The 13,339-nt window shown below is 64.4% G+C and carries 17 protein-coding genes; 10 read left to right on the plus strand and 7 right to left on the minus strand.

The features are described from left to right. The first annotated feature begins 2 nt into the window (after positions 1 to 2). Complete coding sequence (locus HBE63_RS06170; RefSeq protein WP_166903966.1) at positions 3 to 896, plus strand: SDR family oxidoreductase; 894 nt, start codon at positions 3 to 5, stop codon at positions 894 to 896. Here the strand turns inward: HBE63_RS06170 and HBE63_RS06175 are convergent. From HBE63_RS06175 to HBE63_RS06185, 3 genes are read right to left on the minus strand one after another with little or no spacing between them, the layout of a single operon-like run. Continuing rightward, positions 893 to 2,071, minus strand: a complete 1,179-nt coding sequence (locus HBE63_RS06175; protein ID WP_166909443.1) for an AAA family ATPase — start codon at positions 2,069 to 2,071, stop codon at positions 893 to 895. The two genes, HBE63_RS06170 and HBE63_RS06175, sit on opposite strands and share 4 nt — an antisense overlap. 10 nt (positions 2,072 to 2,081) lie before the next feature. Continuing rightward, positions 2,082 to 3,158: a DNA polymerase IV gene (locus tag HBE63_RS06180; RefSeq protein WP_166903967.1), complete on the minus strand. Its 1,077-nt coding sequence runs from the start codon at positions 3,156 to 3,158 to the stop codon at positions 2,082 to 2,084. 4 nt (positions 3,159 to 3,162) lie between these two features. Then, entirely contained in the window at positions 3,163 to 3,768 is a 606-nt protein-coding gene (locus HBE63_RS06185; RefSeq protein WP_371814929.1) for a helix-turn-helix domain-containing protein, read from the minus strand. A gap of 89 nt (positions 3,769 to 3,857) precedes the next feature. Between HBE63_RS06185 and HBE63_RS06190 the strand changes: the two genes are divergently transcribed. The 5 genes from HBE63_RS06190 (at position 3,858) to HBE63_RS06210 (ending at position 8,667) form a co-directional block, all read left to right on the plus strand. Next, a complete protein-coding gene (locus HBE63_RS06190) occupies positions 3,858 to 4,400 on the plus strand; it encodes an NADPH-dependent FMN reductase (protein WP_166903968.1) in 543 nt (180 codons plus the stop codon). 502 nt (positions 4,401 to 4,902) lie between these two features. Beyond that, complete coding sequence (locus tag HBE63_RS06195; RefSeq protein ID WP_166903969.1) at positions 4,903 to 5,142, plus strand: redoxin NrdH; 240 nt, start codon at positions 4,903 to 4,905, stop codon at positions 5,140 to 5,142. Positions 5,143 to 5,180: 38 nt separating this feature from the next. Next, complete coding sequence (gene nrdI, locus HBE63_RS06200; protein WP_166903970.1) at positions 5,181 to 5,633, plus strand: class Ib ribonucleoside-diphosphate reductase assembly flavoprotein NrdI; 453 nt, start codon at positions 5,181 to 5,183, stop codon at positions 5,631 to 5,633. A gap of 53 nt (positions 5,634 to 5,686) precedes the next feature. Continuing rightward, positions 5,687 to 7,768 carry a class 1b ribonucleoside-diphosphate reductase subunit alpha gene (gene nrdE, locus HBE63_RS06205; protein ID WP_243858690.1) on the plus strand — a complete coding sequence of 694 codons (2,082 nt, stop codon included), beginning with the start codon at positions 5,687 to 5,689 and terminating at the stop codon, positions 7,766 to 7,768. 332 nt (positions 7,769 to 8,100) lie between these two features. Then, positions 8,101 to 8,667, plus strand: coding sequence for a metallophosphoesterase (locus tag HBE63_RS06210; RefSeq protein ID WP_166903972.1), 567 nt, complete (start codon positions 8,101 to 8,103; stop codon positions 8,665 to 8,667). 96 nt (positions 8,668 to 8,763) lie between these two features. Here the strand turns inward: HBE63_RS06210 and HBE63_RS06215 are convergent, their stop codons facing one another. From HBE63_RS06215 to HBE63_RS06225, 3 genes are all read right to left on the minus strand, one after another. Further along, the gene (locus HBE63_RS06215) at positions 8,764 to 9,156 is read right to left on the minus strand and encodes a hypothetical protein (protein WP_166903973.1); all 393 of its coding nucleotides are present in this window, start codon (positions 9,154 to 9,156) and stop codon (positions 8,764 to 8,766) included. A gap of 41 nt (positions 9,157 to 9,197) precedes the next feature. After that, a complete protein-coding gene (locus HBE63_RS06220) occupies positions 9,198 to 9,458 on the minus strand; it encodes a hypothetical protein (protein WP_166903974.1) in 261 nt (86 codons plus the stop codon). A 263-nt stretch (positions 9,459 to 9,721) separates the two neighbouring features. Then, on the minus strand, positions 9,722 to 10,108 hold the full coding sequence (locus HBE63_RS06225; RefSeq protein WP_166903975.1) for a DUF5997 family protein: 387 nt from the start codon (positions 10,106 to 10,108) through the stop codon (positions 9,722 to 9,724). Positions 10,109 to 10,136: 28 nt separating this feature from the next. On the opposite strand from HBE63_RS06225, the gene HBE63_RS06230 reads away from it, so the two are divergent. Both HBE63_RS06230 and HBE63_RS06235 read left to right on the plus strand, forming a co-directional pair. Beyond that, on the plus strand, positions 10,137 to 10,850 hold the full coding sequence (locus HBE63_RS06230) for a LysR family substrate-binding domain-containing protein (protein WP_166903976.1): 714 nt from the start codon (positions 10,137 to 10,139) through the stop codon (positions 10,848 to 10,850). Positions 10,851 to 10,922: 72 nt separating this feature from the next. Next, entirely contained in the window at positions 10,923 to 11,276 is a 354-nt protein-coding gene (locus HBE63_RS06235) for a cupin domain-containing protein (RefSeq protein ID WP_166903977.1), read from the plus strand. A gap of 24 nt (positions 11,277 to 11,300) precedes the next feature. Here the strand turns inward: HBE63_RS06235 and HBE63_RS06240 are convergent, their stop codons facing one another. Further along, positions 11,301 to 11,972, minus strand: a complete 672-nt coding sequence (locus HBE63_RS06240; RefSeq protein WP_166903978.1) for a nitroreductase family protein — start codon at positions 11,970 to 11,972, stop codon at positions 11,301 to 11,303. A gap of 125 nt (positions 11,973 to 12,097) precedes the next feature. Here HBE63_RS06240 and HBE63_RS06245 point away from each other — a divergent pair, with 125 nt between their 5' ends. Then, on the plus strand, positions 12,098 to 12,868 hold the full coding sequence (locus tag HBE63_RS06245) for an SDR family NAD(P)-dependent oxidoreductase (RefSeq protein WP_166903979.1): 771 nt from the start codon (positions 12,098 to 12,100) through the stop codon (positions 12,866 to 12,868). 7 nt (positions 12,869 to 12,875) lie between these two features. After that, entirely contained in the window at positions 12,876 to 13,304 is a 429-nt protein-coding gene (locus tag HBE63_RS06250; protein WP_166909446.1) for a VOC family protein, read from the plus strand. Positions 13,305 to 13,339 lie beyond the last annotated feature (35 nt).

Below are 13,339 nucleotides of genomic sequence, written 5' to 3' on the forward strand. Positions count from 1 at the left end.
CCATGGGGAGCGATACCGCGGGTAACGTCCGGGCGAGTCGTCGAGAGTACTTCCAGGGAAAAAAGTGCTTGATCACGGGCGCGGCCAGCGGCATCGGCCGCGCCACCGCCCTCGCGCTCGCGGCTCAAGGCGCTGAGCTGTATCTGACCGACCGGGACGAAGTGGGACTGGCCCAGACCGTCGCCGACGCCAAGGCGCTCGGCGCCGACGTGCCCGCCCACCGGACGCTCGACATCTCCGACTATGACCAGGTGGCGGCCTTCGCTGCTGACGTCCACGCGGCACATTCGTCGATGGACGTGGTGATGAACATCGCCGGGGTGTCAGCTTGGGGGACTGTCGACCAACTCACCCATCAACACTGGCGCTCGATGATCGACGTCAACCTGATGGGCCCGATCCACGTGATCGAGACCTTCCTGCCGCCGATGGTGCAGGCCCGCCGCGGTGGGCACCTGGTGAATGTGTCCTCGGCCGCGGGCATCGTCGCGCTGCCCTGGCATAGCGCCTACAGCGCCAGCAAGTACGGGCTGCGCGGACTGAGTGAAGTGCTGCGCTTCGACCTGGCGCGTCACCGCATCGGGGTTTCGGTAGTGGTGCCCGGCGCGGTGAAAACCGGTCTGGTGCAGACGGTTCAGATCGCCGGCGTGGATCGGGATGATCCGAACGTGCAGAAGTGGGTGGACCGGTTCGCCGGCCACGCCATCTCGGCAGAGAAGGCCGCCGACAAGATCCTGGCCGGGATGCGCCGCAACCGATTTCTGATCTACACCTCGGTCGACATCCGTGCGCTGTATGCCTTCAAACGGGTGGCGTGGTGGCCCTACAGTGTGGCCATGCGCCAGGTCAACGTGCTGTTCAGCCGGGCGTTGCGGCCGAAAACCGCGCAGCGCTAGCGTTTTCCCCAGTGCCACGACGGTGTGTTGAGCATGCCGAACCCCTCCACCTTCGTCTCGCCCCATTGCTTGTAGAGCTCCACCTCGATCGCGGTGCCGGGTTGCTCGTCGGCCGCCGGGGTGGTCTCCAGGAAGTCCAGCAGCGCACGCGAATGCGTTACCACCAGTACCTGGGACTGCTTGGCGGCCGTGCGGATCAGGCAGGCCAGCGGCCGGACCAAATCGGGGTGTAACGAGGTCTCGGGCTCGTTGAGCACCATGAGGGACGGCGGACGCGGGCTGGCCAGCGCCGTTGCCCAGAGTAGGAAACGCAGTGTGCCGTCGGACAATTCGGCCGCCCGCAACGGTCGCAGCATGCCGCGCTGACGCAAGTGCAGATCGAACAGACCGTCGTTGACCGCCACCGAGATGGTGGCGCCGTCAAACGCCTCGGCCACCGCGCGGGCCAGATCGTCGAAGGTCGTTTCGATGATTGTCTGCACCGCCGCAGCCAGATCGGAGCCGTCGTCGGAGAGCACCGGGGTACGGGTTCCGACATGGGGTTGCCGGGCCGGTGCACCGGCGTCGACCCGGAACCCGTCGTAGAACCGCCAGTCGCGTAGCCGGTCGGAGACCGCGGAGAGTTCCGGAAGCGCGTCCGGGTGGGCGTACTCGGCGAGCACGCTGCGGTAGGAGGGCAGCGAACGGGTCACCTCGTCGAAACCCCGGCCGGATTGCGCGGCGACCTCGGCGTATTCGCGGGTGCGATGCACCAGCGTCGACGCTGGGCGCAACACCGGTCCGGCGAACACCACTTCCCGTTTGATCTCGGGGTCCTGGGCGAATGCCGACGGCTCACCGCCGGACCCGGCCATCTGCGGCAGGCCCAGATCCACCAGGTAACCGAAATCGTCTGCGGAGAAACCGAGTTCGAGCGATACCGGTCGGGTCCGGACCGTGCCCTGGGTCTGCCCGTTCGGCTGCTCGGGGCCCGCCCACAAGACTGACTGCAGGCCACCCTCGCGGGCCAGTGAGCCGATGACCTGGCCGCGCCCGCAGTCCGCCAGCAGCCGAAGTGCCCGGTAGATCGACGACTTGCCGGAGCCGTTGGCGCCGGTGACCACGGTGAGTTCGGCCAACGGCAGGATCACCTCCCGCAGCGAGCGGTAACCCCGGATCGCGATGGTCTGCAGCATGGTGTCGAGGTTATTGGTGGGGCCCGACAATTGGGGCAGTCCGATGGTCGGATTTTCTGTCATCCATCGAGAGCTCCAGACGAACCCCGAGCAGTCGGATCGGTCGATCCAGGTCGAACTGATCGAACACGGCCAGCGCGGTCTCGGTGATGACACCCGCGTCGGTGCTCGGCGAACTCAGCTTGCGGATCTTGGTGCGGGTGTAGAAGGTGCTGGTGCGCACCGTGACCGCCACCCGGGTGACGATTCGGCCCTGTTCGACCACCTCGTCGAGGGTCCGTCGGGTCAGTTCGCGGATCGCGTCGTCCATCTCGCCGCGGTCGGTGAGGTCGGTGGCGAAGGTGACGACGTGACTGCGTGAGCGCGGAATCCAGGGCTCGGAGCTCACCTCGGTGTCGCCGCCGCCCTTGGCCAGCAACAGGATCCACAGCCCGGTACTCGGCCCGAAGGCCGAAGTGAGCACGGTGGCATCGGTGGCGGCCAGATCGGCGACCGTGGTGATGCCCAGCGTGGCAAGCTTTTTGGTGGTCTTGGGTCCGATGCCCCACAGCGCATCGGTCGGACGGTCACCCATCACCGACATCCAATTGGTCTCGGTGAGCAGGTAGACGCCCGCGGGCTTGGCCAGCCCGGTCGCGACCTTGGCGCGCTGTTTGTTGTCGCTGATGCCCACCGAGCAGGACAACCCGGTCTCGGCGGCGATCACGGTGCGGATGCGTTCGGCCAACTCAACCGGATCGTCCACCTCCGCGCCCAGGTAGGCCTCGTCCCAGCCCCAAACCTCCAGCGGATGGCCGAGATCGCGCAGCAGACCCATCACCTGTTCGGAAGCCTGGTCGTAGGTGTCCGGGTCCGACGGCAGGAACGTGGCGTCGGGGCATTTGCGTGCGGCCGCGCGCAGTGGCATCCCGGCGTGTACCCCGAACTCACGCGCCTCGTACGACGCGCAGGTGACCACCTTGCGGGGTTCGCCTGGATCGCCGCTGCCGCCGACGATGACGGGCAGGCCCTGCAGTTCGGGGTGGCGCCGCAACTCGACCGAGGCCAGGAACTGGTCCAGGTCGACATGCAGCACCCAGGCGGTCATGACGCTAGTGGCCGCACAACTTGCGGGCGGTGTCTTGCCATGCGGTGGACAGGTCATCGAGGTGTCGACCGAGGGACAGTTGGTGCGCGACGTAGTCGGGGTCGAGCAGTGCGATCAGGGCATCGGTCTGTGCGTCGAGATCGCCGGTGGTGCCGGCAGTTTGGAGCAGCATCCGGACGTGCGTGCGGTGCAGGGTGAATGGGCCGGTGTAACGCAGAGCGGGATCCCGGATGGCGTCGGACAACAGCGCCTGATGGCAGTGCACGAACCGCAGGCGGTCCGCGCCGTAGGCCAGCAGCCGGTCCAGCGGGGGCGCCCCGGGCCCCAGTGGGGGTGGGCCGAACATGAAGGAGTTCTGTTCGGCGGTCTCGTCCTCGTCGAGCAGTACCATCATCAGTCCGGCACGGCTACCAAATCGCCGGAACAAAGTTCCCTTGCCGACGCCGGCCTCAACCGCGATATCGTCGGTGCTGACCGCGTCGGGGCCGCGTTCGGCGATGAGTCGACGTGCAGCGTCGAGGATCAAAGCGCGGTTGCGGGCGGCATCGCCGCGTTCCTGTGGCACCTGGTCGATGCCCATGAGCCGGGCCGAGCGGTCGGAGGCTGCCACAACTGCACTTTAACTCAGGCGGAATTAATCGGACCACAGTCCGGTTGACTGTTGCGAGAATCGGGCGAGTCGAACAAGGGAGTGTGAACATGGCTGATACAAGGGTGTTGGTGTTGGTAGGGAGCTTGCGGGCGGCTTCGGTCAACCGACAGATTGCCGAACTGGCAGTGGAGCAGGCGCCCGATGGAGTCGAACTGCGCATCTTCGATCGGCTGGGGGAGCTGCCCTTCTATAACGAGGACATCGACACCGCCGAGGTGGCTGAGTCTGTGGTCGCCCTGCGGGCGGCGGCCGGTGAAGCGGACGCCGCGCTCGTCGTCACCCCCGAATACAACGGCAGCATCCCCGGTGTGTTGAAGAACGCCATCGATTGGCTGTCGCGGCCGTTCGGCAACGGCGCGCTCAAGGACAAGCCGCTGGCGGTGGTCGGGGCGGCGCTCGGGCAGTACGGCGGCGTTTGGGCACATGACGAGACTCGTAAGTCCTTCGGCATCGCCGGGCCGCGCGTGGTCGAAGATCTGAAGCTGTCGGTGCCGTCCAAGTCGCTCGACGGCAAGCACCCTAGGGAGAACGCCGAGGTGGCCGAAGCGTTACGTGACATTGTGGGCAAGCTCACAGTCGAGGTCGGCTGAGGGGTCGTCTTCGCGTTTTGCCGTTTCCGCCGATTTCCGGCAAAATCTTGCCGCCGGCTGGGTCATACCGACCCGGCCGGCGGCTTTGCTATTGGGGGGTCGGCCGCTGTGTGTGAGGCCACCTTGTCGGTGGCTGGTGGTACATCTAGGGGCGCGGCGCGACACGGTCTGTCAAGTCGGGTACGACACGCCGCGAATGCGGTTGCTGGCAAGCTTACGACCTGGGAATTTCAGAAATGTTATTCAGAACATGTTGTATGGCCTCGAACTGTCGGCCACTAGGTGTAGTGTCTGTGAGACCGACAGGCCACCACGGTTCGGGAGCCAGCCGGAGCGTAGCGAATCCGGCCGAGTCGGTTTCAGGACCAGCCGGAGAGCGGCTTCGACCGACAGGAATTTTGGCGGCCCGAAGGTCGCTGAACTTAAGCGAAACGTAAGACCCCATCAGTTGCCAGTCACCTGTCTAGTTTTTTCACTTTCCGCAAGAGGAGCCGTACCGAAGATGACCGTCACCGTGTACACCAAGCCCGCATGCGTGCAGTGCAACGCCACCTACAAGGCGTTGGAAAAGCAGGGCATCGCGTTCGAGAAGGTCGACATCACCCTCGACAGCGAGGCCCGTGACTACGTCATGGCGCTCGGCTACCTGCAGGCCCCGGTTGTGGTGGCCGGCAACGACCACTGGTCGGGCTTTCGTCCCGATCGGATCAAGGCGCTGAGCACGGTCGCGGCGACGGCGTAACGGAAGGCACCACCACCACGGGAGAGGAGCCGGACACGATGAGCCATCTCGTCTACTTCTCCAGCGTCTCGGAGAACACCCACCGCTTCGTCCAGAAGCTGGGGTGGCCCGAAGACCGCGTCACCAGGATCCCGCTGCACGGCCGTATCGAGGTGGACGAACCTTACGTTCTGATCCTTCCTACCTACGGCGGTGGTCGTGCCACTCCGGACATCAACAACGGTGGCTACGTACCCAAACAGGTCATCGCGTTTCTGAACAATGAACACAATCGATCGTTGATCCGCGGCGTCATCGCCGCGGGCAACAACAACTTCGGTGCGGAATTCGCCTACGCGGGCGATGTAATTTCGCGCAAATGCGGCGTGCCGTACCTGTACCGCTTCGAACTCATGGGGACTCCGGACGACGTCGAAGCCGTTCGCACGGGGTTGAAAGACTTTTGGAAGGACCAGACGTGCCACCAACCGTCACAGCTGCAGAGCCTGTAACCACCGCCGCGCACGCGCTTCCCGGCGAGACGGATTACCACGCGCTCAACGCGATGCTGAATCTGTATGACGCCGACGGCAAGATTCAGTTCGACAAGGATGTGCTCGCCGCGCGTGAGTACTTCCTGCAGCACGTCAACCAGAACACGGTCTTCTTCCACAGTCAGGACGAGAAGCTCGATTACCTGATCGAGAAGGAGTATTACGAGCGCGAGGTGCTCGACCAGTACAGCCGCAACTTCGTCAAGGGCCTGCTGGACCGCGCCTTCGCCAAGAAGTTCCGGTTCCCGACCTTCCTGGGCGCGTTCAAGTACTACACCTCCTACACACTCAAGACGTTCGACGGGAAGCGCTATTTGGAGCGCTTCGAGGACCGTGTCGTGATGGTGGCGCTGACCCTTGCCGCCGGCGACACCGTGCTGGCCGAGAAGCTCGTCGACGAGATCATCGACGGCCGCTTCCAGCCGGCCACTCCCACGTTCCTCAACTCGGGGAAGAAACAGCGCGGCGAGCCGGTGTCCTGCTTCCTGCTGCGCATCGAGGACAACATGGAGTCCATCGGGCGCTCGATCAACTCGGCCCTGCAGCTGTCCAAGCGCGGTGGCGGAGTTGCCTTGCTGCTGACCAACATTCGTGAGCACGGCGCCCCGATCAAGAACATCGAGAACCAGAGCTCGGGCGTCATCCCGATCATGAAGCTGCTGGAGGATTCGTTCTCCTACGCCAACCAGCTCGGGGCGCGCCAGGGTGCCGGCGCGGTGTACCTGCACGCGCACCACCCCGACATCTACCGGTTCCTCGACACCAAGCGCGAGAACGCCGACGAGAAGATCCGGATCAAGACGCTCTCGCTGGGCGTCGTGATCCCGGACATCACCTTCGAGCTGGCCAAGAAGAACGAGGACATGTACCTCTTCTCGCCGTACGACGTCGAGAAGGTCTACGGTGTCCCGTTCGCCGACATCTCGGTGACCGAGAAGTACCACGAGATGGTCAACGACGGCCGGATCCGCAAGACCAAGATCAAGGCGCGTGAGTTCTTCCAGACACTGGCCGAGCTGCAGTTCGAGTCGGGCTACCCGTACATCATGTACGAGGACACGGTGAACCGGGCCAACCCGATCGCCGGCAAGATCACCCACTCCAACCTGTGCTCGGAGATCCTGCAGGTCTCTACGCCGTCGCTGTTCAACGAGGACCTGTCCTACGCCAAAGTGGGCAAGGACATCTCGTGCAACCTCGGTTCGCTGAACATCGCCAAGGCGATGGACTCGCCGGATTTCGCACAGACCATCGAGACGTCGATCCGGGCGCTGACCGCGGTGAGCGATCAGACCCACATCTGGTCGGTGCCGTCCATCGAGCAGGGCAACAACAGCTCGCACGCGATCGGCCTGGGGCAGATGAACCTGCACGGGTATCTGGCTCGCGAGCGGATCCACTACGGCTCCGAAGAGGGCGTCGACTTCACCAACATCTACTTCTACACCGTGCTGTTCCACGCCCTGCGGGCGTCGAATCTCATTGCGATCGAACGTGGTACGCGGTTCGGCGGGTTCGAGGACTCGAAGTACGCGTCGGGCGAGTTCTTCGACAAGTACACCGAGCAGGTGTGGGAGCCGGCCACCGACAAGGTCCGGCAGATCTTCGCCGATGCGGACATCCACATCCCGACGCAGGACGACTGGAAGCAGTTGAAGGAGTCGGTGCAGAAGCACGGCATCTACAACCAGAACCTGCAGGCTGTCCCGCCGACCGGGTCGATCTCCTACATCAACCACTCGACATCCTCGATCCACCCGGTGGCGAGCAAGATCGAGATCCGCAAGGAAGGCAAGATCGGTCGGGTTTACTACCCGGCGCCGTACCTGACCAACGACAACCTGGACTACTACCAGGATGCGTACGAGATCGGCTACGAGAAGATCATCGACACCTACGCCGCGGCCACCCAGCATGTGGATCAAGGTCTTTCGCTGACGTTGTTCTTCAAGGACACGGCCGACACCCGTGAGGTCAACAAGGCGCAGATCTACGCCTGGCGCAAGGGAATCAAGACGCTGTACTACATCCGGCTTCGCCAAATGGCTTTGGAGGGAACCGAAGTCGAGGGTTGCGTCAGCTGCATGTTGTGAATCAGTTCTGAGCGGCTCGAATGGCCAGTTATGGCACGTCATACTCCAAAAGGCGTGCCACAACTGGCCATTCGCTATTGAGGGACTGAACCAGCCACTCGATCAGATCGGCACCCAAGAAGCGTACGGGCGTTGAGGCTGACGGCCGTGGCGGTCCTTTTGAGCGTCGTGGATTGAAAGCAGCAGTAATCTACTTGAACGTGAATACTTTCTGCCGGAAAATGGTGACGATTCCTGTAGGAGATCAAGGACGCGGCTAGACCTGTTCCGGCTATGACTGCCAGGGCAGAAACTCGGTCGCATGTGTCGGGCGTGCCCGCTACCGTCCGCGCGTGGACTTCTTCACCGCTGACCTGCACCTCGCGCACCCGAAGCTGGCGGACTTGCGTGGGTTCGACACTGTGGCAGCGCACGACGCGGCGGTGATGGCGCCGCTGTACCGGCTCGATCCGAACCGGGACACGTTGTGGGTGCTCGGCGATATCTGTGCCGGCGGTGTGGCGTCCATGGAATCGGCTCTGGCGCAGCTGAGCACGTTGCGGGTGCCGATGCACCTCGTGACCGGCAATCACGATCCGGTGCATCCGATGTACCGGGGTGCGCAGAGGCATTTCGCCGCCTACATCGATGTGTTCGCGAGTGTGCAGCAGGTGGCGCGGACGAAGGTGGGCGGAGAGGGGGTGATGCTCAGCCACTTCCCGTACGTCGACGCCCCGGACAGGTTCTCGCGCAAGAACTTCGATCAGTATCAGTTGCCGAACCTCGGGATGTGGTTGATCCACGGACACACACACTCCGACCAGCGACGGTCGGGGAAGCGGTCGATCTGCGTGTCGCTGGAGGCGTGGGATCGGCGGCCGGCATCGGCCGAGGAGATCGCGGTGGAGATGCAGCGGTGATGCCGAACCTGCATCGCGTCAGGGCGTAGTCGCGGGACGTCCTACCACTTCGAGGTGATCTGGTACCAGTGCTCGCCGATATTCAGCTGTCGCACATCAACCCCCACTGAGGTGACCAGCTCCTGGGGGGCTGACGAAGAACGCAGAACCGACCGGGGCTCCGCACACGTACCAGCGTTCGCGTCGGCCGCGCGCCGCGGCGATCTCTTCGAGACGACCGAGGACAGCGTGGACGGCGTCGAGGCAGTCGTCGTTGATGTCACGTGCCAGGATCTCCTGACCGTCGAGAGTGATGTCGGCCCTGCGCAGGGGTGTGCGGGTCGCATGGATGCCGACGTTCACCAGCACCGCGGGAGCTTCGGTCACCAACTCCTCGGCCCATTCCTGCGCCTCGTAGTCGGGGACGGAGTCAATGTCGACAGTTACTGCCCGGCACCAATATTCGTTGCTCCAGTCGCCGAAGAGCCGGTGGATTTCCATCTCATCCATGACTGGGTTCCTTGTAGCCGACCGTCTCGTTTAGCGCCCGGTCAGCTTTGTGTCAGGATTTCGCCGCGAGGCGGCAGTTGTCCTTCGCTGAGCGCTTGATCGATTTCCGCGAGCAGCTCGCTCTCACCGAGGCCCTCCACGTCTTCCTGGTAGAGGTAACCGGCATCGATCGCGCTGCCGTCGGGGTATTTGAGGAAAACCAAGACCGAGCCGTCGTCGAGATCGTTCAGGGTGTAGGTCGTGCCGGCGTACTCCGGGTCGTCACTGGCGACCGCGTACGTGGCTCGCACGGTATCTGGCATGTATCGCAGTCTGCCCCATGCCGGCTGGTGCTCCGCACGGAACTTTCCGACGATGTCATCCCTGCGGAGTAGCGTTCCTGCTCATGCGCACAACCTCGGCCGGCGGTCTCAGGAGACCGCGGTAGCCCTGCCCCGTAGCGGATCTGCGGACTCGGTGGGCCATCACCCGCTGCACCTCTGCGATGGGGATCCCGCCGCCCGTCGAGTGGCCAGCTATTACACGCGGACCGCGAAAATGCGTGTGATAACTGGCCATTCGGCATTCAGGCGTCGCGATCCTGCTCCGCACGCAGGGACTTCAGGCGTCGCTCCTCGCGCAGCACCGTCTGGTAGCTCTCACGTTCGGCGACCAGCCATTCCGGGTTCTCCTCGAGTAGCTCATTGATCTGCTCGGTGGTCAGCGCGTCCCCGACGTCGCCGCGCGCGAGACCGGCGATCGAGATGCCCAGCTTCGCTGCCACGAGATTCTTCGGGTGCGGCCCGTTCTTGCGGAGGTCCTTGAGCCACTGCGGCGGGTCGGCCTGCAGGGCGGCGAGCTCGGCGCGGGTGATCGCGTTCCCCTGGAACTCGGCGGGTGTAGCGGGCAAATACACGTCCAGCTTCTTGGCCGCCGTGGCGGGTTTCATGGACTGCGCGTTTGGCCTGCTCATGGAATCAGCGTATCGGTAGCCTGATGCCGTGACCCCGCAGTCCCTCACCCTCGGCTACGTTCCTGGCGGGACGCCTGCGAAGTGGGCTCGGACCTGGGCGGAGCGCAACCCCGGGGTGCCGCTGAGATTGTGCGCCGTCGCCGCGGCAGACGCGGCCTCCGCTGTGCGAGACGGCACCGTCGACGTGGCGTTACTCCGGCCGTCCGCCGACACGTCTGGACTGGCGATCATCCCTCTCTACGAGGAGACAACGGTGGCCGTGGTGCCGACCGACCACCTTCTGAGCGCCGTCGACGAGATCACCGCCGCGGACCTCGACGGTGAGCCGACACTGCTTCCGCTCGATGATGTCGTCGACTGGGCGGGTGCTCCTGGCGCCCCGGTCGATCACCGACCTGAGACCACCCAGGACGCGATAGAACTCGTCGCCGCGGGGATGGGCGCGCTCATCGTTCCACAGTCGCTGGCGCGGCTGTATCACCGCAAGGACCTCACATACCGCCCCATCACCGACGCGCCCACCTGCCCCGTGGCGCTCGCCTTTCCGGAAGGGCCGCAGCCGGCACTGGTCGAGGAGTTCGTCGGGATTGTGCGGGGCCGCAAACCCGGTTCGTCGCGGGGACAGGCCCAGGCGGCACCGAAACGCACCGCCCGGGAGAAGACCCTGGCGAAGCAGGCCGCCCGCGCCGCAGCGGGGAAGGTCGCCCGCAAGCCCGGCCGGGCCGAGCGCGGTCGACGCTGACGCAAGACATCGGGGAGTCGGCAAGCGTGGCCGGTTGGGAATTGCGGACCAGTGCCCACGGTTCGTGCACATATGACAACCAGTGGCGATCTTGCGTCGTTCGGCCCCAATGCGGCTGGATACGTCTGGAAGTCGACGGCCGACGTCGAACCGATCGAAGTCTTTCCGGGAATCACTGTCCAGCCGCTCTGGCAGGGCGCCAACGGTGCCAAAGCGGCCGTCACCACCATCGCACCGGGTGCGGTCTGGGGTGGTGAAGACCTGCACGATCCCGGCCCCGAAGAGGTCTACGTCGTCTCCGGTGTCCTCAACGACGGCGTCAACGATTACGCCGCAGGCACATTCCTGCACGCCCCGGCCGGGTCGTGGCACGTACCGCAATCGACGGAGGGTTGCGTGCTGTTCCTTTTCTATCCGGAAGGCTAGACATTGCCGGCGATCGCCGGCTGATCAGCTTGATCGCGGCCGCGCCCCGCGCCCATAAGTGATGTCGGCGCGCTCGGAATCCCACCGATTGCGGAAGACGACGTCACTGAGCGGTCGGCGGCGGACAGGTCCGTGCTTGCCCCGCGGCCAGCCGACCACAATGTGACCGGCAAGGAACCATTCGTCCGGAATACCAATCGATTTGCGTAGCACCTCGTCGCCGTCGTACGAGGCCCAACTGGTGATGCATGCGCCCAGTCCCTGGGCTCGGGCGGCCAGGTAAAAGTTCTGCATGGCGGGGTAGATCGATCCGCCTTGCAGGAACTCCGAGGAGAACTCGTTCTTGAACGCGACGAACAACACCGAGGTGTACTCCCCGCCGCGGTCGTGCAGCTCGTAGGTGGCCCGGTTGTTTCGTGCAGCTCGGCTCTGATCGTCCGCCGCGGGACGGCTCATCCCATAGATGGATTCGATTGACTGCAAGGCGATCTGGGCTGCCTCGGCGACGGCGGCGCGCTGTTCTGGCGCATCGAGAACGATGAACCGCCACAGCTGGGCGTTCGCCCCGTTGGGTGCCCAGGTCGCGGCTTGTAGGCAGCGTTCGAGTGTCTCGTCGTCGACCGGCTCGTTGGTGAACCGGCGGATGGATCGAGCGGTGGACAGCACTTCCCAGACATCGGTGGTTGGATCCGGCATCTCATTGGTGTACTCGACGCGAGCGTCGGTGTCGAGTGTGTGAGGGCCGTCTCCTTTTGGATGAAAATCTGCTGTACAGTCGTATTGCATCTGACACGTTATGGCAATGGATAGGAGTCGATGCTGTGAGCGATAGGTTCTCGATGGAGGGGAAGGTTGCCGTCATCACCGGTGGCGGAACGGGAATCGGAAGGGCATCGGCGCTGGTCCTGGCCGAGCGTGGTGCTGACGTGGTGCTGGCCGGGCGCCGTCCGGAACCGCTGAAGTCCACTGCCACCGAAATCGAGGCGCTCGGTCGCCGGGCGCTCGCGGTACCGACCGACGTGACGAATGCCGAGGAGTGCAATGCGCTCGTCGACACGACGCTCGCCGAGTTCGGTCGGCTCGATGTGCTGATGAACAACGCCGGCGGTGGCGAGACGAAGTCCCTAATGAAGTGGACTGACGACGAGTGGCATCAGGTTTTGGATCTGAACCTCTCCAGCGCGTGGTACCTGTCCCGGGCCGCGGCCAAGCCGATGATCGCCCAGGGCAAGGGATCGATTGTCAACATCTCCTCGGGGGCCAGCTTGCTTGCCATGCCGCAGGCGCCGGTCTACGCCGCCGCCAAGGCCGGTCTGAACAACCTGACCGGGTCCATGGCGGCCGCATGGACACGAAAAGGCGTGCGGGTCAACTGCATTGCCTGCGGCGCCATCCGAACGCCAGGGCTGGAAGCGGATGCGCAGCGCCAAGGGTTTGACATCGACATGATCGGCAAGACCAACGGATCCGGCCGGATCGCCGAACCAGACGAGATCGGTTACGGCGTCCTGTTCTTCGCCTCCGATGCCTCCAGCTACTGCTCCGGGCAGACGTTGTATATGCACGGCGGCCCGGGACCTGCGGGTGTCTGAGATGGGAATGAACGTCAGTCACGTCGGGCTTCGGGTCCGCGATATCGATACCGTCAAGAAGTTCTACGAGGCACTCGGATTCACCGAGGTGCAGCGGATGACGGTGCCGGACAAGATGGCCGCCGGCCTGCTCGGGTTGGCCGCGCCGATCGGCTTCGAGGCGGCCTACCTGCAAAACGATGGCTTTGTTCTGCAATTGCTGACCTTCTCAGGCCATCCGGCACCCGATGAGCCCCAGCGGGATATGGTCGGCGCCGGCCTCACACACCTGTCGCTGGCGGTGGACAACGTGGCCGATGCGCAAGCGGCAGTGCGGTCGTCCGGAGGCACCGTGGTGGCCGATCCGGGTGGCGGATTCGCCTGCATGGTCCGCGATCCCGAGGGGCAGTTGATCGAGCTGATCCACTCGAAGGTGCGGCCGGTTCCGGCTGGTTGAGAATTCAGTGGCGCGTGGCGCGGCGGTGGTGTGTC

Source organism: Mycobacterium sp. DL440 (assembly GCF_011745145.1).
Taxonomy (GTDB): domain Bacteria; phylum Actinomycetota; class Actinomycetes; order Mycobacteriales; family Mycobacteriaceae; genus Mycobacterium.